The following is a 23,234-nucleotide window of genomic DNA, read 5'->3' as shown; positions in this document are numbered from 1 at the left end:
GCCTCAGCTGCCGGCCAGCGGCAGGGTGACGCTGAACAGGGCGCCATTGCCGGGCTGGCTTTGCAGGGTGATGGCGCCGCCGTGCGCATCGACCAGCTGCTTGGTGATGAACAGGCCCAGGCCCAGGCCACCCGTGCGGTCCTGGTGGATGACGCGCTCGAAGGCGTCGAAAATGCGTTCCTGGTCGCGCGCGTTGATGCCGATGCCATGGTCGCGCACTTCGATGACGGCGCTGTTTTGCGTGTGCGCCAGGCTGATTTCCACGGGCTGGCCCTGGCCGTAGCGCACGGCATTGCTGATCAGGTTGACGACGATCTGCTCGACGCGGAAGGCATCCCAGTAACCGTGGATGGGCTCGAAGGCCATCACTTCCAGCGTGCTGCCCGTCGTGGCCGCATATGGCGCCAGGTCGTCCGCCACGCGGCGCACGAGGCAGGTCAAGTCGACGGCTTCGCGGCGGATCGACAGCTTGCCGCTGGTGATGCGCGAGACGTCGAGCATGTCGTCGATCAGGCGCACCATGCTGCGGATTTGCCGCCCGTCGCGCGCCACCATCTTGCCCAGCTTTTCCGGCTCGAAAGCGGCCAGGTTGCCCCGTTCCAGGTTGACGGTGCGCATCTGCGTTTCCAAAAACAGCGTGTTCAGCGGCGTGCGCAGTTCGTGCGCCACCATGGACATGAATTCATCGCGCAGGCGCAGCGAGCGCTGCAGTTCCGCCTGCGTGGCGCGCAACTCTTTTAATAACGCTTCCTGCTGCTGGCGGCTGTGCTCGAGCGCCTGCACCTGGCGCCGCGTTTCGCTGCGCTGCTGGTGCAGGGCCACGAAGACGTTGACCTTGCTTTGCACGGCATTGATGTCGAGCGGCTTGTGCAGGAAGTCGACGGCGCCGCTTTCATAGCCCTGGAAGGCGAAATTCATTTCCTTGCCGGCCGCCGTGACGAAGACGATGGGGATGTGGCGCGTCTTTTCCGTGCCGCGCATCAATTGCGCCAGTTCAAAACCATCCATTTCCGGCATTTGCACGTCGAGGATGGCCAGCGCGAAATCGTGTTCCAGCAGCAGGGCCAGCGCTTCTTCGCCCGAGGATGCCTGGTAGACGCTGCGGTCGCTCTCGCGGATCAGCGCATTGAGTGCGCGCAGGTTTTCCGGCAAGTCGTCGACGATCAGCAGTTTGGTACTTGTTTCATTCATCATGTTTCATTCCTGGCATGGCTTTGCCGTCCAGCGTAGTGGGAAGCGGCGTGCGAGGGCGCACGCTTGCGGTAGAGCTTTTCGGGACCCGGCAATGGCTCGAAGTCGGCGGCAAAGCGGGTGAAATGCGTGCTTTCCTTGCTGCCCAGGCCTAGGAAACCCCGATGGCACAGCGAGTCGTGGAACAGGCCCAGGGCCCGCTCCTGCAAGGTTTTGTTGAAATAAATCAGCACGTTACGGCACAAAATCAATTGCGTTTCAATAAACACGCTGTCCGTGGACAGGCTGTGGTCGGTAAAGTTAATCCTGTCGAGCAGGCGCTGCTGGAAGCGCGCAGTGGCATGCTCGACCGTGTAGTAATCGGCCAGCTGGCCCAGGCCGCCCGCGGCCAGGTAGTTGGCGCCGTACTCGTCGAGCCGGTGCATCGGATACACGCCGCGCGCGGCCGTGGCCAGCGCTTGCGGATTGATGTCGGTGGCGTAAATCGTGCTGCGTTCGAGCAAGCCTTCCTCGTGCAGCACGATGGCCAGCGACAGCGCCTCTTCGCCCGTGCAGCAGCCGGCCACCCAGATGGTCGGCGACGGGTAGGTTTTCAGCACGGGCACGACCTGTTCGCGCAAGGCGAGGAAAAAAGCCGGATCGCGGAACATTTGCGTGACGGGCACGGTCAAAATCTGCAGCAGCTTGCCAAAGGCGGCCGCGTCGTCGAGCACCAGTTGCTGCAAGGCGGGCACGTCGGCGCAATGCAAGCGTTCGAGCGCCTGACTCAGGCGGCGCCGCTGCGAGGGTAAGGAGTAATCGCGAAAATCATAGCTGTAGCGCTGATAGATCGCATCCATCAGCGCGTGCAGTTGCGCGTCCGTGGTGCGCAGAGACATCAGATGCGTTCCATCTTCGGCATCCACACGCGCAGCAGCGAATACAAGCGGTCCAGGTCGATCGGCTTGGCCAGGTAATCGGATGCGCCCGCCTGCAGGCATTCTTCCTGGTCATTCTTCATGGCCTTGGCCGTGATGGCGATGATGGGCAGCTTGTTGTAGCGGCCATCGGCGCGTATCAAGCGCGTCGCTTCCAGCCCATCCATGCCCGGCATCATGACATCCATCAACACCAGGTCGATATCGTCCACGCTGTTGAGCTTGCTGATGGCTTCGAAGCCGTTGCGGCCGATTTCCACCACCACGCCTCGCTGTTCCAGCGCATTCGTCAGGGCGAAGATATTGCGCACATCGTCGTCCACCAGCAAAATCTTGCGCCCTTCAAACACGCGTTCGCGGCTGCGTACCTGCTGCAGCATGCCCTGGCGCTCGCTCGACAGTTCGGACTCCACCTTGTGCAGGAAGAGGGTGACTTCGTCGAGCAGGCGCTCGGGCGAACGGGCGCCCTTGATGATGATCGAGCGCGAGTATTTCATCAGGTCCGCTTCTTCCTCGCGGCTCAGGTTGCGGCCCGTGTAGACGATGACGGGCGGGAACGAGCACAGCTCTTCATGTTCCATGCGTTCGAGTAATTCGTTGCCCTGGATATCGGGCAGCTTCAAGTCGATGATCATGCAGTCGAAAATCTGTGTTTTCAGCAATTCCAGCGCTTGCTCGCCCAGCGCCACTGCCGTGATTTCCACGTCGTCGTCGCTGATCAGGTGGACCACGCTTTCGCGCTGGCGTTCGTCGTCCTCGACCAGCAGGATGCGCTTCATTTTTTGCGTAAACTTCGATTCGAGCTTGCGGAACACTTCCTTCAGCTGCTCGCGCGTGCGCGGCTTGGTGGCGTAGCCGATGGCGCCCAGTTGCATGGCTTCCTGGATCTGGTCGTTGCCGGACACGATGTGCACGGGAATGTGGCGCGTCAGCGGGTTTTCCTTCAATTGCTGCAAGACCAGCAAGCCTGGACGGTCCGGCAAGCCCATGTCGAGCAAGATGGCGTCGGGCAGGAATTCCTCGGCCAGGCGCAAGCCTTCATCGGCGCCGTGCGCCACCAGGCAGCGGTATTGCATTTCATGCGCGAGGTCGAACAGGATGCCGGCAAACGACGGTTCATCCTCGATCACCAGCACGGAACGCTGGCCCGTTTTGGCGGCCGGCACGCTATTGCGGTCATCCTCGAAGGTGGGCAGCGGCACGGGCTTGGCGGCAGGCGCCGCCTTGGGTGCGGCGGCCGCGGCGGGCGCTTGCGGCGCGGCGGTGGGCGTCGGCGTCGACGCCGCTTCCACCGCGCGTTCCGGCATGACGGCCGGCAGCACCAGGGTAAACGTGCTGCCCTGGCCCGGGCTGCTGGCCAGTTCGATGCTGCCACCCAGCAAGGCGGCCAGGTCGCGCGAAATCGACAGGCCCAGGCCCGTGCCGCCATAGCGGCGGCTGGTGGTGCCGTCGGCCTGGTGGAAGGCGTCGAAAATCTTGTGCTGCTGGTCGCCTGCGATGCCGATGCCGGTATCCTGCACCTGGAAGCGCACCTGGCCGGCCGCATCCGTGCTCACGTGCAGGGACACCGTGCCCGCATCCGTGAACTTGATGGCATTCGACAGCAGGTTTTTCAGGATTTGCTCGAGGCGCTGGCGGTCGCTGACGAAGGACGGCGGGACGTCCGGCGCCACCTTGACGTCAAACACCAGTTTCTTTTGCTGCGCCTGGGCGCCGAACAGCATCTTCATGCTGCTGAGCAGCTCGTTGAAGGGCACGGCTTCCGGGGTCAATTCCAGCTTGCCTGCCTCGACCTTGGAAATGTCGAGGATATCGTTGATGAGGGTGAGTAAATCGTTGCCGGCTGAATAAATGGTTTGCGCAAACGTCACTTGTTCCGGCGTCAGGTTGCCGCTGGTGTTGTCCGACAGCAGCTTGGACAGGATCAGCGAGCTGTTCAGCGGTGTGCGCAGCTCATGCGACATGTTCGCCAGGAATTCGGATTTGTAGCGGCTGGCCCGCTGCAGTTCTTCCGCGCGCGCTTCCAGCTGGGCGTGCGCCTCGCCGATGGCCATGTTTTTCTGGTCCAGCGACAGCGCCTGCACGGCCAGTTGCTCGTTCGACTGCTCCAGCGCCGCCTTTTGCTCTTCCAGGTGCGCCTGCGACTGTTCCAGCACGCGCGACTGCTCGCCCAGCTCTTCATTGGCCGTGCGCAGTTCTTCCTGCTGCACTTCCAGCTCTTCATTCAATTGCTGGGTTTCTTCCAGCACGTTTTGCAGGCGCTGGCGGTACAGGGCCGCTTCCAGCGAGGTGCCGACATTCGCGGCAATCAGGTTCAGCCATTCCTTGGCGCGGGCGCTGACGGGATGCGTAAAGCCCAGCTCGATGACGCCGTTGACGACGCCTTCGTTGTTGACCGGCGTCAAGACCAGTTCCAGCGGCGTGCCGCGGCCCAGGCTTGACGTCACGGTCAGGTAATTGTCGGGCACTTGCTGCACATGCTTGAGGCGCTTTTCGCGCGCCGTCTCGCCCACCAGGCCTTCGCCCAGCTTGAAGACTTGCTTGTCCTTCACACCCTGATCGTTGAAGCCGTACACGGCCGTGCGGCGCAGGCTGCCATCCTCGTCGACGACGTACAGGGTGGCGATGGCCACGTCGAGGCGGTGAGCGAGGAAATCGAGCACGTGCCGTCCCAGTTGAGGCAAGCCCAGCTGGCCGCTCGTGTGGGCCGCCAGCTCCGTCTGCCCCGTGCGCAGCCAGGCTTGCTCCTGCAACACGTCGTTATCCTTGCCGCGCTGCTCGAGCGCATCGTTGTAGATGTCGGACAGGCGCAGCAGTTCGCGCCGTCCCAGGTAGGCCAGCAGGCCCGACAATCCCAGACTGAGGATGAGGAACACGACGACGGCCAGCATGGTGCGGCTTTCGGCCGTATCGGCCCGCTCCTGGCGCAAGCGCTGCTCCATGGACAGGAAGGTGAGGAATTCGCGGCGGATTTCGTCAAATTCGAGCTTGCCTTCGCCCTGGCGCACGCGCGCGAGGAATTCCTGGTTGTTGCGGCGCTGGGCGATCACGGCTTCCGCGTAATCGAGCCACTGGCCTTGCAGCGCGCGGATGCGGCGCAAGCGGTCCACCTGGATGGGGCTGTCGGACACCAGATCCAGCAGGGTGGTCATTTCGACGGCGATCTTTGCCTTGCCCGATTTATACGGGGCCAGGAACGTTTCGTCGCCCGTCAGCAAATAGCCGCGCATGCCCGTTTCCAGGTCGACCGACAGCTTCATGACTTCATTCGCATTGCCGATCACGCGTTCGGAATGCTCGACCGAGCGCAGGGCCGAGAGCAGGTAGGCGATCAGGCCGACAAACACGAGGGCCGTGATGACCCCGATGACCAGCGGCAAGGTCACATTGCGGGCGAGGATGCGGCGAAAGCTGAAGGAGTCGATCGGGGTCTTGGTATTCATTATGTCCGTGGAAGGCTGTCGCGAAAAAATCAATTTTAATTGAAATGCAAGATTTCTGGTGGTCAAGCATAGCGTGCGTTAGCATAACAGCCTTGGGGCATTTTCCGCAGGCGCAAGGTAGTGCAAAGCGCGCCAGCGCACAGATGAAAGTAGCTTGAAAATCAAGCTGGCCACGATTGAGGCGGATCAAAGAGATTGGTTGTTGACATCTTAAGATGCAGGAGGTGGTGGCGCCCATGCGGCTGGCCACTGTGTGCAAACCAGACCATGCAGGAGGACATCATGGCTAATCATTTGATCCGTCGCGATCCGCAAAACCCGCTGGCACGTTTCGACCCGTTCAGCGATATGGAAGAATTCATGCACGACTTTTTCGCGCCAGCCCTGCGCCTGCGCGATGGCGGTTCGTCACGCATGCGCGTCGACATTTCCGAAACTGAGCAAGCTTATCAGGTGCAGGCGGACATTCCAGGCGTCAACAAGGACGATATCAAGGTGTCCATCGACGGCAACCGCGTCTCCATCAGCGCTGAACTCAAGGATGAAAGGGTGACCCGCGATAGCGGCGGCAAGAGCGTGCGCAGCGAGCGCGAGTACGGCCAGCAATACCGCAGCTTCGTGCTGCCGCAAGAAGTGGACGAGGCCGGCGCGCAGGCCCGCTATGAAAATGGCGTGTTGCTGCTGGACTTGCCGAAGAAGGAGGGCACGGGCGGCCGGCAGCTGGCGATACAGTGAGCCGGATCGGGTTTAGCTGCGTAGGTCAGATTAGTGCAGCGTAATCTGACCATCTTCGTGGCGTGCTTGTCGGCTTACGCCCTGCGGGCTAAGCCGACCTACGAAAAAACGCGGGACGATGCCGGCGTTTTTTCAAACTGCGCGCCGGGCCGGGTTTTAGTTGCGTAGGTCAGATTAGCGCAGCGTAATCTGACAATCTTCGTGGCGCGCCTGTCGGCTTACGCCCTGCGGGCTAAGCTGACCTACGAAAAAACGCCGGACGGTGCCGGCGTTTCGTGGGGTGTTCCGGGTGACGGCGCGCCGCCACCCGGATTGCCTCTGTATATATGTCAGTCGCGAATTTCCAGCGCCCGGTTCAGGCTCAGGGCGGCCAGTGAGGCGACGGCGCCTGACAGCAGGTAGAAACTGACGTAGGCGAGGCCGAAGTTGGCCGACAGGCCCAACGCCACGAGCGGGGCGAAGCCGGCACCGACCAGCCAGGCCAGGTCGGACGTCAACGCCGCACCCGTGTAGCGGAAGCGGGCAGGGAAGTTGGCCGTCACGGCGCCGGCTGCCTGGCCGTAGGACAGGCCCAGCAGGCTGAAGCCGACGAGGATGAAGACGTCCTGGCCAAAGTTGCCGCCACCCATCAGGGTTGGCACGAAGGCGCTGAAGATGGCGATCAGCACGGCCAGTACGCCCAGGGTGGTGCGGCGGCCCACTTTATCGGCCAGCACGCCGGAAATCACGACGCCGATGGCGGCCAGCACGGCGCCCAGCATCTGCACTTGCAGGAAGTCGGATGCGGAACGGGTCTGGTAGACGGAAATCCACGACAGCGGGAACACGGTGACGAGGTGGAACAGGGCGTAGCTGGCCAGTGCGGCGAGGGCGCCGATCAGCACGTTGCGGCCCTGGCCGCGGCTCATTTCAAACACGCTCACGGGCTGCAGTTCGCGTTCGTCGAGCAGGCGCGCATATTCATTCGTCGACACCAGGCGCAGGCGGGCAAACAGGGCTACCACGTTGATGGCGAAGGCCACATAGAAAGGATAGCGCCAGCCCCAGTCGAGGAAGTCCTCATCCGTCAGGGTGGTCAGCATGAACCAGAACAGGCCGGCGGCGATCAGGAAACCGACCGGTGCGCCCAGCTGGCCCAGCATGGCGTACCAGCCGCGCTTGTTTTCCGGCGCGTTCAGGGCCAGCAGCGACGGCAAGCCATCCCACGAGCCGCCCAGGGCCACGCCCTGGCCGATGCGCAGCACGGACAGCCAGATGATGGCGGCAAAGCCCAGGTGCGAATACGTCGGCAGGAAGGCGATGCCGGCCGTCGACACGCCCAGCAGGAAGAGGGCGAACGTCAGCTTGGCACTGCGTCCCATGCGGCGCTGGATCTCCATGAAGATCACGGTGCCGAACGGACGGGCGATGAAGGCGAACGAAAAGATCAGGAATGCATATAAGGTACCTTCCAGGCGTTCTTCAAACGGGAAGAAGACGCGTGGAAACACCAGCACCGAGGCGATGGCGTAGACAAAGAAGTCAAAGTATTCGGAAGCGCGGCCGATGATCACGCCGACGGCGATCTCACCGGGGTCGATATGCGATTCGACCGTGCCGGCCCCGCGTGCGTCGCGCAGGGAGTGGGGGGAAAAGTCGGCGGGTACATCCCCGCTGTGTATGCGCGTGCTGGACATGATGATCGTCTCCAATATAGTTTCGAGTTCGGCCAACGCGTAACATACCCCGGGTGTCTCACGCCCGGAGTAGGACTATTCAATAGATAGCTGTAGGAAAACTCCGCAACCACCGAGTGAAAATCCGAGCAAGGGGGTGGACAAAACGTCCAATTGCCAACGCGCTCCAGTGAGAATACAGTACCATATCTTCATCCCCTGTACTGGACTTTCCTGTATGTTTTCATTAAAAGTTCGTCGCGGACTGCTTCTTTTACCTCTCGCATTGTTGGCTGGTTGCAATACGGTGGTACTGAATGCGTCTGGTGACATCGCAGTTCAGCAAGGCAATCTGATTGTCATCTCGACATTGCTGATGCTGTTGATTATCGTTCCGGTAATCGCCCTGACCCTGCTTTTCGCATGGCGCTATAGAAAAAACAACACCGCGGCCAAATACGAGCCGGACTGGGACCACTCGACTCGCCTCGAGCTGATCATCTGGGGCGCGCCCCTGTTGATCATTATCGTGCTGGGCCTGCTGACCTGGATCAGCACCCACACCCTCGATCCATACCGCCCATTGAGCCGTATCGACGCCAACCGTCCTATTCCTGCCAGCCACAAGCCGATGATCGTCGAAGTCGTGGCCCTGGACTGGAAATGGCTGTTCATCTACCCGGAGCAAGGCATCGCTTCCGTGAATGAACTGTACGCGCCCGTCGATCGTCCGATCCGCTTCAAGATCACCGCCTCGTCCGTCATGAACTCGTTCTTCATCCCCGCACTGGCAGGTCAGATCTACGCCATGCCGGGCATGGAAACGCAGTTGAATGCCGTCATCAACAAGCCTGGTGTCTATAAAGGCTTCTCCGCCAACTACAGCGGTGCCGGTTTCTCGGGCATGCGCTTCAAGTTCCATGGCGTGAATGATGCGGACTTCGACAAATGGGTGGCATCGGCACGTGCCGGTGGCGGCGCGCTGAACCGCGACGACTACCTGTCGCTGGCCCAGCCTAGCGAACGCGATCCGGTTCGCCGCTACAGCGCCGTACCTAGCGATCTGTACAAGGCAATTCTGAACCGCACCATCGTTTCCGACGCCCTGTGCGTGACGCCGGTCGAGCCATACAAATTGACGATGGCAAATAGCCCGGTAGCGGCCGTAACGGCAGTAGTCGCTAGCGATGCAGTAGTTGAAAAGGGCGTTCAAGCCAAGTAACGACTGCATGAATCCCGCAGCGCATTGCGCTGCAGATACTGGCGCCGCTTGCCTGGCGCCTCCCTTTTTTCTCTGAGAGTAACAATGCTAGACCATATTGATCTGACGAAGCTTATATTCGGCCGTCTGACTTGGGATGCAATTCCATTTCACGAACCTATCCTGCTGGTGACCTTTGCGATGGTTGCCCTGGGCGGTATCGCACTCGTTGCGGCACTGACGTATTTCCGCGTCTGGGGTACCCTGTGGCGCGACTGGATCACCAGTATCGACCATAAAAAAATCGGTATCATGTACATGATCCTGGGCCTCGTCATGCTGCTGCGCGGCTTTGCCGACGCGCTCATGATGCGTACCCAGCAGGCTGTTGCCTTTGGCGACAATGCCGGCTTCCTGCCACCGCATCACTACGACCAGATCTTCACCGCCCACGGCGTGATCATGATCTTCTTCGTCGCGATGCCTTTCGTGACGGGTCTGATGAACTACGTGGTGCCGCTGCAAATCGGCGCGCGCGACGTGGCTTTCCCTTTCCTGAACAACTTCAGCTTCTGGATGACCACCATGGGCGCCGCCCTGGTCATGGCTTCGCTGTTCGTTGGCGAATTCGCCCGCACGGGCTGGCTGGCATATCCACCGCTGTCGGGCATCGTCGGCAGTCCGGACGTGGGGGTAGACTATTACATCTGGTCCTTGCAGATTGCCGGGGTCGGGACGCTCTTGTCCGGTGTCAACCTGATCGCCACCATCGTCAAGATGCGCGCGCCAGGCATGACCTGGATGAAAATGCCCGTCTTCACCTGGACCGCACTGTGCACCAACATCCTGATCGTCGCCGCTTTCCCGGTACTGACGGCCGTGCTGGCCATGCTGTCGCTGGACCGCGTTGCAGGCTTTAACTTCTTCACGACGGAACTGGGCGGCAACGCCATGATGTACGTCAACCTGATCTGGATCTGGGGTCACCCGGAAGTCTACATCCTGATCCTGCCGCTGTTCGGCGTGTTCTCGGAAGTCGTCGCCACGTTCAGCAGCAAGCGCCTGTTCGGCTACGCCTCGATGGTGTACGCCACCTGCGTCATCATGATCCTGTCGTACCTGGTATGGCTGCATCACTTCTTCACCATGGGTTCGGGCGCCAGCGTCAACTCCTTCTTCGGCATCACGACGATGATCATTTCGATCCCGACGGGCGCGAAGATCTTCAACTGGTTGTTTACCATGTACCGCGGCCGTATCCGCTTTGAACTGCCTATGCTGTGGACGATCGGCTTCATGGTCACCTTCACCATCGGCGGCATGACCGGCGTGTTGCTGGCCGTACCACCAGCGGACTTCGTGCTGCACAACAGCCTGTTCCTGATCGCCCACTTCCATAACGTGATTATCGGCGGCGTGGTCTTCGGTGTATTTGCTGCAATCAACTACTGGTACCCGAAAGCCTTCGGTTACAAGCTCGACGTGTTCTGGGGCAAGTGCTCGTTCTGGTTCTGGTTCGTCGGCTTCTACCTGGCCTTCATGCCGCTGTACGTGCTGGGTCTGATGGGCGTGACCCGTCGTGTCAACCACTTTGAAGATCCATCGTTGCAAATCTGGACCATCATCGCCTGGTTTGGCGCCGTCTCGATCGCACTGGGTATCGCTTCCATGCTGATCCAGTTCTTCGTCAGCTACCGCAACCGTCACGCCCTGCGCGACGTGACCGGTGACCCATGGGGTGGCCGTACGCTGGAATGGTCGACGTCGTCGCCACCGCCAGACTATAATTTCGCCTTCACGCCACAAGTGCACGAACTCGATGCATGGACTGACATGAAGAAACACGGTTACCAGCGTCCGACATCCGGTTTCACGAAGATCCACATGCCGAAGAACACCTGGGCTGGTTTCGTGATCGCCGCGCTGAGCGCACTGGTCGGTTTTGGCCTGATCTGGCAAATGTGGCTCGTCGCCAGCATTGGCTTCGTGATCATGATGGTCACCATCATCGTCCATACCTTTAACTACAAGCGCGATTACTACATTCCTGCGGAAGAAGTGGTCCGTACCGAAGACGCTTATACTAAATTGCTGAGCAGCCATGTCTGATACCATCGCCCATAACACCGGCGCCGCTGGCGCCGCACCAAGCACGCGCAGCTACTTTGTGCGCGAGCACCACCCGGAAAACGGCAGCCTGCTGGGTTTCTGGCTCTACCTGATGAGCGATTGCCTGATCTTCGCCTGTCTGTTCGCCACGTACGCCGTGGTCGGCCGCAGCTATGCGGACGGCCCGACGGGCGCCGCGCTGTTCGACCTGCCGCTGGTGGCCGTCAACACGGCCATGCTGCTGCTGTCGTCGATCACCTACGGCTTCGCCATGCTGGCCATGCAGCGCAAGCAATTGCGCAGCACCCTGGTCTGGCTGGGCATCACGGGCCTGTTCGGCCTGGCCTTCCTGTCGCTGGAAATGTATGAATTCATTCATCTGATCCACGAAGGCGCCGGTCCGCAGCGCAGCGCGTTCCTGTCGTCGTTCTTCGCACTGGTCGGCACCCACGGCTTGCACGTGACGTTTGGCGTGATCTGGCTCGTGACCTTGATGTTCCAGTTGAACAAGCATGGCCTGACTCCGGAAAACGGCCGTCGCATGATGTGCCTGTCGCTGTTCTGGCACTTCCTGGACGTCATCTGGATTGGCGTCTTCACCTTTGTCTACCTGATGGGAGTGCTGCCATGAGCGACCACCACACACACGGCGATAGCCACCACCATGACAACCACGATCATGGCAGCCTGAAAAGCTACACGATCGGTTTCATCCTGTCGGTGATCCTGACGGCCATCCCGTTCTGGCTGGTGATGACGAAAGCCATCACCAACTCGGGCACCATGGGCCTGGTCCTGCTGGCGTTCGCGGCTGTTCAAGTCGTGGTGCACATGGTGTACTTCCTGCACATGAACACCAAGTCCGAAGGCGGCTGGAACATGATGGCGCTGATCTTCACGATCATGATCGTGGGCATCGCCATGGCCGGTTCCCTGTGGGTCATGTACCACATGAACCACAACATGATGCCGGATCTGATGCCTGAGTACATGCATACGAAAACGGCTCCATGATGAGTAATACGCGCCCAAGCAACACCGGGCGCGCCCCTGGCGCCGCATCGCAAGATGCCGCGCCAGGCCCACGCGGCATGGTCGTGCATTATTCAAAAATTGCATTGGCCTTGCTGGCGGGGATCTTGTTTGCCGGTTTCTGTGCCCTGGGCACCTGGCAAGTCAAGCGTCTGTTCTGGAAGCTTGACCTGATCGAGCGCGTCGAACAACGCGTACATGCGCCCGCAACGGACGCACCTGGACCCGCAGCCTGGGCCAGCATCACGCAGCAAACGGATGAATACCGCCATGTGCGACTCTCCGGTACCTATCTCCCCATTTTCAATACCCTGGTGCAAGCAACGACGGCACTGGGCAGCGGTTACTGGCTGATGACGCCCTTGCGTCTGGCCGATGGCAGCACCGTGCTGGTCAACCGCGGCTTCGTGCCGAAACGGGAAGGCATCGCCGCCAGCACGCCGGCCGGTATCGTCCACGTCGACGGCTTGCTGCGCGTCAGCGAGACGGGCGGCGGTTTCCTGCGCGAAAACAGTCCTGCCACGCAGCACTGGTATTCGCGCGACGTGGCCGCCATCGGCGCCTCGCACATGCTGAGCAACGTGGCGCCGTATTTTGTCGATGCGAAGGCCAAATCGGAAACGGCCGTTGATGCACCCGTCGGCGGCCTGACCGTGGTTTCCTTCCACAACAACCACCTCGTGTACGCCTTGACGTGGTTTGCGCTGGCCCTGATGGTGGCCGGCATCACGTGGTGGCTCGTGCGCGAAGACAAGCGCCGCCGCGCGCGCCGTAGTGCCGGTCTTCAAGAGAGTGACCATGCCGGGCAGGATTGAGATCCTGCCCAACCGCGAAGTCTTAGAGCGCGGTGCGGTGGCGGCCGAGATGGAACATCCGGCCGGCCACCAGAACATGAAGTTGCTGATCCAGCTGCGCTGGCTGGCCGTGATCGGCCAGATCAGCACGATCTTCGGCGTGGGCGTGGGACTGGGCATCGCCTTGCCCGTGCCCTACATGCTCGAAGTGCTGTCCTGCCTCATCGCTTTTAATCTTGCCAGCCTGCTGCGCTGGCATGAACGCCAGCCCGTTTCCAACACGGCCCTGTTCCTCGCTCTGCTGGTCGACGTCACCGTGCTGACGGCCCAGCTCTACCTGAGCGGCGGCATCAGCAACCCGTTTGCCTTCCTGTACCTGCTGCAAGTCATCCTCAGCGCCGTCCTGCTGGAAGTGTGGTCGACCTGGATCATGGTGGCCATCACCAGCCTGTGCCTGGCCGGCCTGGCCTTGCTGCCCGGCCCCTTGATCCTGCCGATCGACCCGGAGCGGGGCTTTTCCAGCCTCTACGTGCAGGGCTTGCTGATCTGCTTCATTTTGAACGCCGCCTTGCTGGTGGTGTTCATCACGCGCATCAACCGCAACCAGCGCGCCGGCGACGCCAAGGTGGCGGACTTGCGCCAGCGCGCGGCGGAGGAAGAGCACATCATTCGCATGGGCTTGCTGGCCTCGGGCGCAGCGCACGAGCTGGGCACGCCGCTGGCAACCCTCTCCGTCATCCTCGGCGACTGGCGCCGCATGCCGGAACTGAGCAAGAACAGCGAATTGCTGGAAGAAATCACGGAAATGCAGGCGCAGTTGCAGCGCTGCAAGAGCATCGTCAGCGGCATTCTGTTGTCGGCGGGCGAGGCGCGCGGGGAATCTTCCGTGAAAACGACGATCAATACCTTCCTCAACGACCTGGTCGACGAGTGGCGCACCAGCCGCCCGATCCAGGGTTTCGAGTACGATAACCGCATCGAGCACGACGTGCCCGTCGTCTTCGATTCGACCCTGAAACAAACCATTTGCAATGTGCTCGACAATGCGCTGGAAGCGTCGCCCGAGTGGCTGCGTTTCGAAGCCACGCGCGAAGCGGACGCCTTGCACCTGGTCATTACCGATGCGGGTCCCGGCTTCGAACCGTCGATGCTGACGCACCTGGGCAAACCGTATCAAAGCAGCAAGGGCAAGCCCGGTGGCGGTCTCGGACTGTTCCTGGTGGTCAATGTCGCGCGTACCCTGGGCGGCACGGTGACGGCGCGCAACAGGGTGCAGGGCGGGGCGGTGGTGCACCTGGCCTTGCCGCTGGCGGCCATCAAACTGGAAAGAGAAAGCGACCACCATGCAGGATGACCGTCTGTTACTGATCATCGAAGACGACGCCGCGTTTGCCCGCACCCTAGGCCGCTCGTTCGAGCGGCGCGGCTACCAGGTCATCCTGGCCACCAATTTCGACGAAGCGAGCGCCTTGCTGGAGCAGCATTGCCCCGACTACGCCGTCGTCGATTTGAAACTCAACGGCAATACCTCGGGTCTGGCCTGCGTGCAAATGCTGCACCAGCACGACCCGGACATGCTGATCGTCGTGCTGACCGGCTACGCCAGCATTGGCACGGCCGTCGAAGCGATCAAGCTGGGCGCCTGCCAGTATCTGGCGAAACCGTCGAACACGGACGACATCGAAGCGGCCTTCGGCCACGTGGCCGGCAACGCCGACATCGAACTGACCAACCGCGCCACCAACATCAAGACCCTGGAATGGGAACGCATCCACGAAATGCTGGCCGAGACGGATTTTAATATTTCGGAAACGGCCCGCCGCCTTGGCATGCACCGGCGCACCCTGGCGCGCAAGCTGGAAAAGCAGCGGGTGAAATAGTCACTGCGCAGTTTGGGTGTCGTCGAACGTCAGCTCAAGTACGCTGTCGTCGCTCCAGTCCTGCTCGCGCAGCGGCGGCGTAAACGATGAGCCACTGAAGGGCACGGGCGCGCTTTTGCCGTTGTAGCTGATTGTCGCGGCCGTGATGCGCCGTGGTTCGGAAAAGCTGTAGGTTCCCTTTTGCGACACGAAGTTGCACGGGCCGCCCAGTGCGCCCATCGCCGTGCGCATGGCAAATGGCAAGGTGTCCTTGTCGATGGCCCAATGCACTTCGCAGGCCAGCCGCAGGTCGCCCAGGCGGCGGATGGTGTCGCTGGTGGCCGCACTCCTGACGTAGGGTATCCACCGGACCGAGCCAGCCTTGCGGTTCACGCTCAGCTCGGCCTTTTCATACAGCGGACCCTGCTCGACGGGTAAAACGAAGATATTGCGCTCGTTCAGCGGGATCGCCATCCCCGCCTCGTCGCTTTCCAGCCGAAGGGCGATGGCGTGCATGTCGACATCGGCACGGCGCGGCTCCAGGATGAAGCGCAGCTGCGCGCCAGGCGCCAGACCATGTTTTTCCTCGAAGCGTTTGACGCCCTTGAGCATGGCACTGTAGGGCTTCCAGTCCGGATCCCGGATGCCTTTGACATTGACGGACGCCGCCGCCTCCTGGCCGGCTGGCTCCACGGCTTGCGCCGTGTCCGCCTGGGCCTGGACCGCGGCGCCGCATAAACACAGCAGAAGACCAGCTATTGCACGCATATTCATCCTGTTCATTTGACTCCCAAGTAATCGTAATCCCAGCTTGGCAGAGTGTAGAAAAAAACACGGGCGCCAAGTGGTTTTTAAGACAGGATGTCAATCGGGATGAATGGAGTGCTTGAAATTGCCGTTTTCCGGATTCACCATCAATGATCCGCGGCTTTAATGGCGGCGCCCGAAATCACCAATGCCTCGTGCTCATAGGCGCCCAGATGGCCATAATGACCTTTGGGACTGAGATAAGCGACAATATGCACAAGCGGCTGCTCATAGGCTGAATTGGGCGCCACCAGGCCAACGTCCCGCCATGCAACACTGCCGAAGGAATTTAGCCACCATGGGCCGGCGTCACCCGGGTCAAGCTGGGCCGGCTGGAACATGCTCTTTTCAAAGCCTCGCGACCAGACGCCATCGCGTTCGATGGTACGGTAGCCATAGCCTGCCATGATATTGGCGTGTTCGGATGGATGGTCGCGCCAATAGCGTTGACCATTCGTGTAGGCATCACGCATGACGTCTGATTGCGTGAGAATTCCACCGTATGGATGAGTCAAGCCTTGAAAGAACCACTGCGCATATTCGGCTGGCGGCGTGGATGCTTGCTTGTCCGCCGCCTCTGATTGCGCAAACGCATGCGCATATTCAAGAACGATCTGTGGAATATTGTCAGCGTTTGCCTTGCCGGCAAAGGCGGTGATGAATAGCAGGAGTGTTGCAATAGATCGTCGCATCGCGTTTCCTCTTTCCATTGTTAATGTCTAGGCAGGCTCCCGCCATTCCATTTTCTGCACCTGGATATGCGGATGGCTTTCCAGCGCTTCCCATTCCGGCAAAAAGACAAAGCCCTGTTTCTGATAAAACGCGGCCGCGCGCGCATTTTCCGGCGCCACGTCGAGCACCAGGCGCGCATGGCCATTGTTCACGGCGCATTGTTTCACGGCGTCGACCAGGCCCTGCGCCACGGCCAGGCCCCGATATTCGCGATGCACCCACATGGCGATCAGATGGCACTCGCCATTGCCGGCCACCACTTGCGCGGCGAGGCCAATGGGTTTGTCGCCATCAAAGGCGAGGAAAAAGGTGCGCTGCGGCGTGCTGACGGCACGCTGCTGCCAGTCGGCATCGGAAAAACCGGCCGCGCTGGCATGGCTGGCGCCAAAGGCCGTGGGGGCGTCGAGCAGGGCGGCCAGGCGCGCGGCTTTCAGGGCGGGCCAGTCGCTGGCGGTGGTGGGGCGGATGAGAATATTGTTCAAATCTTCAGGATTCCTCAGGCGACAAGCTCAGTCATAGCGGTCATTGGCGATATTAACAGCATCGCTGCCGTGCGGGCTTCCCGTTCATATTTATCGGATGCCACTCAGGACTGGTCCCACACTTCGATGGTCAGCAGTTGACCGGGTTCACATGCGGCAATACGGTTCTGGTGCACGGTAATGCAGCCGGGCCAGCCCGTCAACTGGCCTTGCGGAAATTCGCCATCCTGCGCTTCGGCGATGCCCGCCTGCAGCAGCGGCACGACGACGTTCGCCAGTGCCGTGTAGCGGTTGGGAAAGCCGTTGAAGGCCAGCTGGGTCGCCTTGCCTTGCTGGCATAGTTGCGCGATCCAGTCCGCACCGAACAGGCCCGCTTCCCACGTGGCGAGAAATGCTTCCTTGTTGACTTTCGTCATATCGGCCATTTGCTCCGGCGTTTCTGTCGAGATAATGGTCCACCAGCCTGACATGGCTTGTCCTTGTGAAAAGTGAAAGTTAACGGGTCATGGCGCGGCGCAGCAGGTAGCTGAGGCCATCGACGGCCGCCACCATCAGCAGCATGGCGACGATGACGGTAGCGGCGTTCTGCATCTGGAACAGCGACAGATGGTATTTCAGCATCTGCCCCAGGCCGCCCGCACCGACGACGCCGAGGATGGCGGCGGCGCGGATATTGTTTTCCCAGCGGTACAAAGTGTAGGACATCATCTGCGGACTGCATTGCGGCAAGGTCGCGTACAAAAAGGCCACGGCGGGCCGCGCGCCATTGATGCGCAAGGTGGTGGCCGGCAAGGGTGGGCAGTTTTCGAAGGCATCGGCAAACAGACGGCCCAGCACGCCTACCGTGTGCAGCGCCAGCGCCAGGGTGCCCGCGAACGGGCCCAGGCCGGCGGCGATCAGCAAAATCGAAGCCCACACCAGTTCCGGGACCGAACGCAGCACGTTGAGCACCGCGCGCGTGGCGTTGCGCGCCAAGGAACCAAAGCGGCCGCTGGCGGGCAGGGCCAGCAGTGCGCCGAGTACGGCCGCGATGACCGTGCCGATGGCCGACATGGCCAGGGTCTCGAACGTGGCGACGCCAACTTTCATCAGGAAGGGGCTGGCCAGCTCGGGCGGAGCGAAACCGTGCAGGAAGTCGGCGCTCGTGCGCACGGCGTCGGCGCTGAAGAACTCGCCCCATTTCAGGGGCAGGGTGGCGAAGCTGGCGATGACCAGCAGCAGCAAACCGGCCAGCAAGGCCCAGGTCGACCAGCGCACGGGCGCAGGCGCGGGCATCGCGCCGAAATTCGGATGCTTCATGCCAGCCTCCGTCGCAGCATGGCGGACACGGCGTCGGCGCCCGCCACCAGCAGCACGAAGACCATCAGCATGGTGGCCAGCTCATTGCCCGCCATCATTTTCATCGATTCATCCATGCGCTGGCCCAGGCCGCCCGCGCCGACAAAGCCCATGACGACGGAGCCGCGGATCGCGCATTCCCAGCGGTAAATCGTGTACGACACCAGCTCGGCGGCCGATTCGGGCAAGGCGCCGTACAGCAAGGCTTGTAATCTGCCGCTGCCATTGTGGAGCAGGGCGTTGCAGGCGGACGCATCCGACGATTCAAGGATTTCCGCATACACCTTGCCCAGCATGCCGCAATAGGTGAGGGCAATGGCGATCACGCCGGCCGTCGGTCCCAGTCCCACGATGCGCACTAATAATAAAGCCCAGACCAGTTCCGGCACGCTGCGCAGCAGCACCAGCAGCGCACGGACTGCGTGGCGCAAGGCGGCGGCCAGCGGCGACACTTTGCCGCTGCCGATGCGCGAAATCGACAGGCGCTCCGTCACCAGCAGGGTCAATGGGATGGCGCCCAGCATGGCCAGCGCCATGCCGGCCGTGGCCATGGCGATGGTTTCCCAGCTGGACACAGCCACCAGTTGCAAAAATTCCAGCGAGTGGGCGGGCGGCACGAAGCTGGCGATGAATTGCCAGGTGGCCGCCAGGCTTTGCGCATCCCATAAAATCCACGGCTTGAATTCGGCCTGCACCAGCATCGGCCACAGCACGAGCAGCGCCACGGCCGTGATGGTCAGGCGGCCGCGCCAGGCAGGGTCGCGCGGCATGGCGGCGTCGGCGCTGTTCAGCAAAGGGGCCTCGCGGCGTCCAGATTTGTTTCCACGGCCTCAAATTGCGGTGTGGGATCGGCCTTGTTGCGGTAAAGCTCGGCGATCATGGCGTCGCTAACCTCGTTGCTGGGCGCATCGAACACGATCTGGCCATCGCGCAGGGCGACGATGCGCGTAAAGCAGGTGCGGGCGATTTCCACCTGGTGCAGGCTGCAGATCAGGGTGGCGTTGCGTTCCGCCGCTTCGGCCTGCAGCACTTGGATCGTCTGCAAGGCCAGTGTGGGGTCGAGCGCGGACAAGGGTTCGTCGACGAGGAACACTTGCGCATCCGACACGAGTGCGCGGGCCATGCCGCAGCGCTGGCGTTCGCCGCCCGACAGGCGGTCGACTCTTGCATACAGTTTGTCCTGCAAGTTGAATTTACCTAAAGCTTCCCACGCGGCGCGCGGGTCGACGGGCGCCAGCAGGGAACGCATCGCTGTCCACAAGCTCCATTGCGGCAAGCGGCCCGCCAGCACGGCGTTGACGACGCGCTGGCGCGGCGGCAGCGGCGGCGTTTGCGGTGCCAGGAATAAGCGCGCGCGCAAGCGGTGGCGTTCGGCGTTGCCCATCTGCCACGGTGAAGTGCCCAGGATGTTCAATGTGCCCGATTCCGGGCGCAGCGCGCAGGCCAAGGTGTGCAGCAAGCTGGTCTTGCCGGCGCCGGAGGGACCGATCAGGGCGATCTGTTCACCTTGGGCCACGTCCAGGTTGAGCTCGCGCAGGGCCAGCGCATTACCGGCGGCGCCCGCGTGGTGGACGCTGACCTTGTGAAGTTGGAATGTCATGCGATGTTTCGGTTTTTTTTGAGGCGGTGTCGGATTAGGCCATGCAAGGGCAACGTAGGTCGGATTAGGCCGGAGGCCGTAATCCGACAACATTGTTGGATACATTGGCTGTGTCGGATTACGCGGCTGCGCCGCTAATCCGACCTACTGTACTAGGTGCCGGCTTACATTACTTCAACAACTTCGCATCGCGCGCAGCCGCTTCGATATCCTTGTAGTTCTCGGCCTTGGTCGGGATGAACTTGGTGGCGCGCTGCAGTTCGAGGATTTCCTTGCCTTCGGCTGTCGATGGATCGAGCGCCAGGAAGGCGTCCGTCAGCTTCTTGCGCACGACGGGGTTCATGTCGGCGCGCACGCTCCAGTTGTAGTCGTAGTAGCCTGGTGTCGTGTAGAACACGCGCACCTTGCTTGGGTCGACCTTTTTCGCTTCGACCAGTTTTTCCCACACGGAGATATTCAAGGTACCCGCATCGACCTTGCCGCCGGCCACTGCCGCCACGGTGGCGTCATGTGCGCCGGAAAACGCGATGCGCTTCATGTCCGTGTCCGGATTGATCTTGGCGGCCAGCAGGTAGTAGCGCGGCATCAAGTGACCGGAGGTCGACGATTCCGAACCGAAGGTGAAATTCTTGCCTTTCAGGTCCGACAATTGATTGATGTCCTTGCTGGTGGTCACGAACACCGAGCGGAATTTCGTGTCTTCCTCGCGCTGCACCAGAGGCACGATCTTGCCGCCGCTGCGCACGTTCGCTTGCACGAAAGTAAAACCGCCGAACCAGACCATGTCGAGCTTGTTATTGATCAAGCCTTCCACGGAGGCCGCGTAATCGGTGACAGGCGTAAATTCCACCTTCATGCCCAGCTTTTTCTCCAGGTAGTTGCCCAGCGGTTTGAACTTGCGCTGCAGTTCCGTCGGCGCTTCGTCGGGAATGGCGGACACGCGCAGCACTTGCTGCGCCTGCGCCAGGCCGCTGTGGATGGCCAGGGTAGCGGCAACGGTGGCCAGGATGGCGGGGAATTTTGAGAATGTGCTCATGGGACTGCCTTTAAAAAAAATTGTTCATTAGATGACGGAAACCCCGGTCGTGCCTTGCTGCATCTCGCCGATGACGACGGCGTCGGCAAAACCTTCTGCGCGGAAAATCGCCAGCACTTGCTCGACGGCTTCCGGCGCGCAGGCCACCAGCAGGGGGCCGGCCGTTTGCGGGTCCGTCAAAATGGCCTTGTCGATGGCGCTCAGGCTGTCGGCCAGCGCCACTTGCGCGCCGTAGCCTTGCCAGTTGCGGCCGGAGGCGCCCGTGATGTTGCCGTTGTGCGCCAGTTGCTGCACTTGCGGCAGCAGCGGCACGTCATTCATGGCGATGCGCGCCTGCAACTTGGCGCCGCGCGCCAGTTCCAGGGTGTGGCCCAGCAAGCCGAAGCCCGTCACGTCCGTCAGCGCATGCACGCCATCGAGCAAAGCCAGCTTCTTGCCCGGGGTATTCAATTTGGTGGTGTTGGCTATCAAGGAGGCATAGCCATCCGCGTCGAGCGCGTTTTTCTTCAGCGCGGCCGACAAGATGCCCACGCCGATCGGCTTGCCCAATACCAGCTTGTCGCCGGCGCGCGCGCCCGCGTTGCGTTTCACCTGCGACGGGTGCACGAGGCCCAGCACGACCAGGCCATAGATCGGCTCGACGGAGTCGATGGTATGGCCACCCGCGATGGGGATGCCGGCCTGGGCGCAGATGGTTTCGCCGCCTTTTAATATGAGGCCGATGGTTTCCACCGGCAGCTTGTTGATCGGCATGCCGACCAGGGCCAGGGCCATGATGGGCGTGCCGCCCATGGCGTACACGTCGGAAATGGCGTTGGTGGCGGCGATGCGGCCGAAGTCGAACGGGTCGTCGACGATGGGCATGAAGAAGTCCGTCGTGGCGATCAGCGCCTGCTCGTCGTTGAGCTGGTAGACGGCCGCGTCATCCGAGGTTTCTATGCCGACCAGCAATTCCTTCGGCAGGGGAAAGCCGCCGCTGCCCTTTAAAATATCGGCCAGCACGCCCGGCGCAATTTTGCAGCCGCAGCCGCCGCCATGGGCAAATTCGGTCAATCGGATCGGTGTATCGGATGTTGCTGCGCTATCGGACATGGTCTTCATCCTGCTGAAATAAGTAATTGGGTGGCAAGCCAGGCATCACGCGGCGCTGGCGGTACGGTGTTCGCCGACGATAGCACATAATGCGCGCGCGGCTTGCTCAAAGGCATGTTCTGAAATATCGGGCAAGACCAGCGGCGTCGCCTGGGCATAGCGGCTGAAGTTGCGGGCGATCGATTGCCGGTAAACGGGGTCGTAATGCTGTACCAGCAGTTCTTCCACCAGCTCGGCCATCCGTCCAGACGTGGCCAGTTGCTGCCAGTGGGTAATTTTCTCCTTGCCATGCAACTGCGTCAGCAGGGCCAGCTGCACGTTCAGGCGCGCCGGGTCGCCGACGAAATGGTCATAGTCCTGCATCAGCAATTGCACGCGCTGGTCTGTTGCCAGCCGGACGTCCGTACAAGCGGCCGCGCGCATCTTTTCCATCAGCGCATCGGGCACGCGCAAACGGCCCACTTTCTTGCTTTCCGATTCGATGAAGACGGGCAGTGCCGGGTCGAAAGTGCGCAGTTGCTGCCACAGCGCGCTTTCAAACGCTTTTTGCGATGGCTGGTCTTCCTCGGGCAAGCCGCCCAGCACGGAACCGCGGTGGGCCGCCAATTGCTCCAGGTCGATCACTTGCGCGCCTTGGCTGTCCAGCACTTGCAGCAAGCGGCTCTTGCCGCTGCCCGTGGGACCGCACAGCACGTTGATGAAGTCGAAGGGCTCGGGCAGGGTGGCCAGCTCGGCGTTCACGTGGCGCCGGTAATCCTTGTAGCCGCCCTCGAGCTGCGTGACGGGCCAGCCGATGCGCGCCAGGATGTGCGCCATGGCGCCGCTGCGGTTGCCGCCGCGCCAGCAGTAGACGAGCGGCTTCCAATGCTGCGGGTGACCGAGCAAACCCTCTTCGATATGCCGCGCGATATTTTTCGCCACCAGCGCCGCGCCCAGCTTCTTCGCTTCGAAGGCGCTCGTCTGCTTGTACAAGGTGCCGACGCGCACGCGCTGTTCGTCGTCCAGCACGGGAAGGTTGATGGCGCCCGGCAAATGGTCTTCCGCGAACTCGGACGGGCTGCGCACATCGATGATGGCATCGAACTCGCTCAAGCGGGGCAGGATATCGCTGAAAGGCTGAACTGCGGGGTATTTCATCGTGGCGCGGGTGCTGGCAAGGGGAAAGACGTATTATCCCCGATAAAGGCCGCTGGCGTGGAGCTTTGGCACTG

At 61.4% G+C, this 23,234-nt stretch carries 22 protein-coding genes; 8 read left to right on the top strand and 14 right to left on the bottom strand.

What is annotated here, in order from left to right:
* Positions 1 to 3: 3 nt before the first annotated feature.
* The 3 genes from HWE17_RS13435 to HWE17_RS13425 are packed head-to-tail and all read right to left on the bottom strand — an operon-like array spanning position 4 to position 5,551.
* Positions 4 to 1,194, bottom strand: coding sequence for a hybrid sensor histidine kinase/response regulator (locus HWE17_RS13435; protein ID WP_176389080.1), 1,191 nt, complete (start codon positions 1,192 to 1,194; stop codon positions 4 to 6).
* Positions 1,191 to 2,069: a protein-glutamate O-methyltransferase CheR gene (locus tag HWE17_RS13430; RefSeq protein WP_176389079.1), complete on the bottom strand. Its 879-nt coding sequence runs from the start codon at positions 2,067 to 2,069 to the stop codon at positions 1,191 to 1,193. Before HWE17_RS13430 ends, HWE17_RS13435 begins: the two co-directional genes overlap by 4 nt.
* Entirely contained in the window at positions 2,069 to 5,551 is a 3,483-nt protein-coding gene (locus HWE17_RS13425) for a response regulator (protein ID WP_176389078.1), read from the bottom strand. The genes HWE17_RS13430 and HWE17_RS13425 overlap by 1 nt, the downstream gene beginning before the upstream one ends.
* 282 nt (positions 5,552 to 5,833) lie before the next feature.
* Here HWE17_RS13425 and HWE17_RS13420 point away from each other — a divergent pair, with 282 nt between their 5' ends.
* On the top strand, positions 5,834 to 6,286 hold the full coding sequence (locus HWE17_RS13420) for an Hsp20/alpha crystallin family protein (RefSeq protein WP_176389077.1): 453 nt from the start codon (positions 5,834 to 5,836) through the stop codon (positions 6,284 to 6,286).
* A gap of 329 nt (positions 6,287 to 6,615) precedes the next feature.
* Here HWE17_RS13420 and HWE17_RS13415 read toward each other — a convergent pair whose 3' ends face one another.
* Complete coding sequence (locus HWE17_RS13415) at positions 6,616 to 7,962, bottom strand: MFS transporter (RefSeq protein ID WP_035819021.1); 1,347 nt, start codon at positions 7,960 to 7,962, stop codon at positions 6,616 to 6,618.
* 217 nt (positions 7,963 to 8,179) lie between these two features.
* Here HWE17_RS13415 and cyoA point away from each other — a divergent pair, with 217 nt between their 5' ends.
* From cyoA to HWE17_RS13380, 7 genes are all read left to right on the top strand, one after another.
* Positions 8,180 to 9,163, top strand: coding sequence for a ubiquinol oxidase subunit II (gene cyoA, locus HWE17_RS13410; protein ID WP_071653323.1), 984 nt, complete (start codon positions 8,180 to 8,182; stop codon positions 9,161 to 9,163).
* A gap of 84 nt (positions 9,164 to 9,247) precedes the next feature.
* Positions 9,248 to 11,251, top strand: a complete 2,004-nt coding sequence (cyoB, locus tag HWE17_RS13405) for a cytochrome o ubiquinol oxidase subunit I (RefSeq protein WP_034748052.1) — start codon at positions 9,248 to 9,250, stop codon at positions 11,249 to 11,251.
* Positions 11,244 to 11,882, top strand: coding sequence for a cytochrome o ubiquinol oxidase subunit III (cyoC, locus tag HWE17_RS13400; RefSeq protein ID WP_034788486.1), 639 nt, complete (start codon positions 11,244 to 11,246; stop codon positions 11,880 to 11,882). The genes cyoB and cyoC overlap by 8 nt, the downstream gene beginning before the upstream one ends.
* The gene (cyoD, locus tag HWE17_RS13395; RefSeq protein ID WP_034748058.1) at positions 11,879 to 12,265 is read left to right on the top strand and encodes a cytochrome o ubiquinol oxidase subunit IV; all 387 of its coding nucleotides are present in this window, start codon (positions 11,879 to 11,881) and stop codon (positions 12,263 to 12,265) included. Before cyoC ends, cyoD begins: the two co-directional genes overlap by 4 nt.
* A complete protein-coding gene (locus HWE17_RS13390; RefSeq protein ID WP_176389076.1) occupies positions 12,262 to 13,098 on the top strand; it encodes an SURF1 family protein in 837 nt (278 codons plus the stop codon). Before cyoD ends, HWE17_RS13390 begins: the two co-directional genes overlap by 4 nt.
* Entirely contained in the window at positions 13,082 to 14,431 is a 1,350-nt protein-coding gene (locus HWE17_RS13385) for an ATP-binding protein (RefSeq protein WP_034748064.1), read from the top strand. The genes HWE17_RS13390 and HWE17_RS13385 overlap by 17 nt, the downstream gene beginning before the upstream one ends.
* Complete coding sequence (locus HWE17_RS13380) at positions 14,421 to 14,957, top strand: response regulator transcription factor (RefSeq protein WP_099402007.1); 537 nt, start codon at positions 14,421 to 14,423, stop codon at positions 14,955 to 14,957. The genes HWE17_RS13385 and HWE17_RS13380 overlap by 11 nt, the downstream gene beginning before the upstream one ends.
* Here HWE17_RS13380 and HWE17_RS13375 read toward each other — a convergent pair whose 3' ends face one another.
* From HWE17_RS13375 to mnmH, 10 genes are all read right to left on the bottom strand, one after another.
* Complete coding sequence (locus HWE17_RS13375) at positions 14,958 to 15,704, bottom strand: hypothetical protein (RefSeq protein ID WP_176389075.1); 747 nt, start codon at positions 15,702 to 15,704, stop codon at positions 14,958 to 14,960. It lies immediately after the preceding gene.
* A gap of 146 nt (positions 15,705 to 15,850) precedes the next feature.
* Positions 15,851 to 16,435 (bottom strand): hypothetical protein, encoded by a 585-nt coding sequence (locus tag HWE17_RS13370; protein WP_176389074.1) that lies wholly within the window; start codon positions 16,433 to 16,435, stop codon positions 15,851 to 15,853.
* A 27-nt stretch (positions 16,436 to 16,462) separates the two neighbouring features.
* A complete protein-coding gene (locus HWE17_RS13365; protein ID WP_176389073.1) occupies positions 16,463 to 16,957 on the bottom strand; it encodes an N-acetyltransferase in 495 nt (164 codons plus the stop codon).
* A gap of 104 nt (positions 16,958 to 17,061) precedes the next feature.
* Positions 17,062 to 17,427: a hypothetical protein gene (locus HWE17_RS13360; protein ID WP_176389072.1), complete on the bottom strand. Its 366-nt coding sequence runs from the start codon at positions 17,425 to 17,427 to the stop codon at positions 17,062 to 17,064.
* Between the two features lie 25 nt (positions 17,428 to 17,452).
* Entirely contained in the window at positions 17,453 to 18,256 is an 804-nt protein-coding gene (gene phnE / locus HWE17_RS13355; RefSeq protein WP_176389071.1) for a phosphonate ABC transporter, permease protein PhnE, read from the bottom strand.
* Positions 18,253 to 19,065, bottom strand: coding sequence for an ABC transporter permease (locus HWE17_RS13350; RefSeq protein ID WP_176389104.1), 813 nt, complete (start codon positions 19,063 to 19,065; stop codon positions 18,253 to 18,255). Before HWE17_RS13350 ends, phnE begins: the two co-directional genes overlap by 4 nt.
* Positions 19,066 to 19,082: 17 nt before the next feature.
* Positions 19,083 to 19,895 carry a phosphonate ABC transporter ATP-binding protein gene (locus tag HWE17_RS13345; protein ID WP_176389070.1) on the bottom strand — a complete coding sequence of 271 codons (813 nt, stop codon included), beginning with the start codon at positions 19,893 to 19,895 and terminating at the stop codon, positions 19,083 to 19,085.
* A 169-nt stretch (positions 19,896 to 20,064) separates the two neighbouring features.
* Positions 20,065 to 20,931 (bottom strand): putative selenate ABC transporter substrate-binding protein, encoded by an 867-nt coding sequence (locus tag HWE17_RS13340; RefSeq protein WP_176389069.1) that lies wholly within the window; start codon positions 20,929 to 20,931, stop codon positions 20,065 to 20,067.
* Positions 20,932 to 20,958: 27 nt separating this feature from the next.
* Entirely contained in the window at positions 20,959 to 22,023 is a 1,065-nt protein-coding gene (gene selD / locus HWE17_RS13335) for a selenide, water dikinase SelD (protein WP_176389068.1), read from the bottom strand.
* A gap of 45 nt (positions 22,024 to 22,068) precedes the next feature.
* Positions 22,069 to 23,160 carry a tRNA 2-selenouridine(34) synthase MnmH gene (gene mnmH, locus HWE17_RS13330; protein ID WP_176389067.1) on the bottom strand — a complete coding sequence of 364 codons (1,092 nt, stop codon included), beginning with the start codon at positions 23,158 to 23,160 and terminating at the stop codon, positions 22,069 to 22,071.
* Between the last annotated feature and the right edge of the window lie 74 nt (positions 23,161 to 23,234).

Source organism: Janthinobacterium sp. BJB401 (genome assembly GCF_013372745.1).
GTDB lineage: Bacteria > Pseudomonadota > Gammaproteobacteria > Burkholderiales > Burkholderiaceae_D > Janthinobacterium > Janthinobacterium rivuli.
Note: the sequence above shows the minus strand (reverse complement) of the source record. Positions and strands in the feature narration are given on the sequence as shown.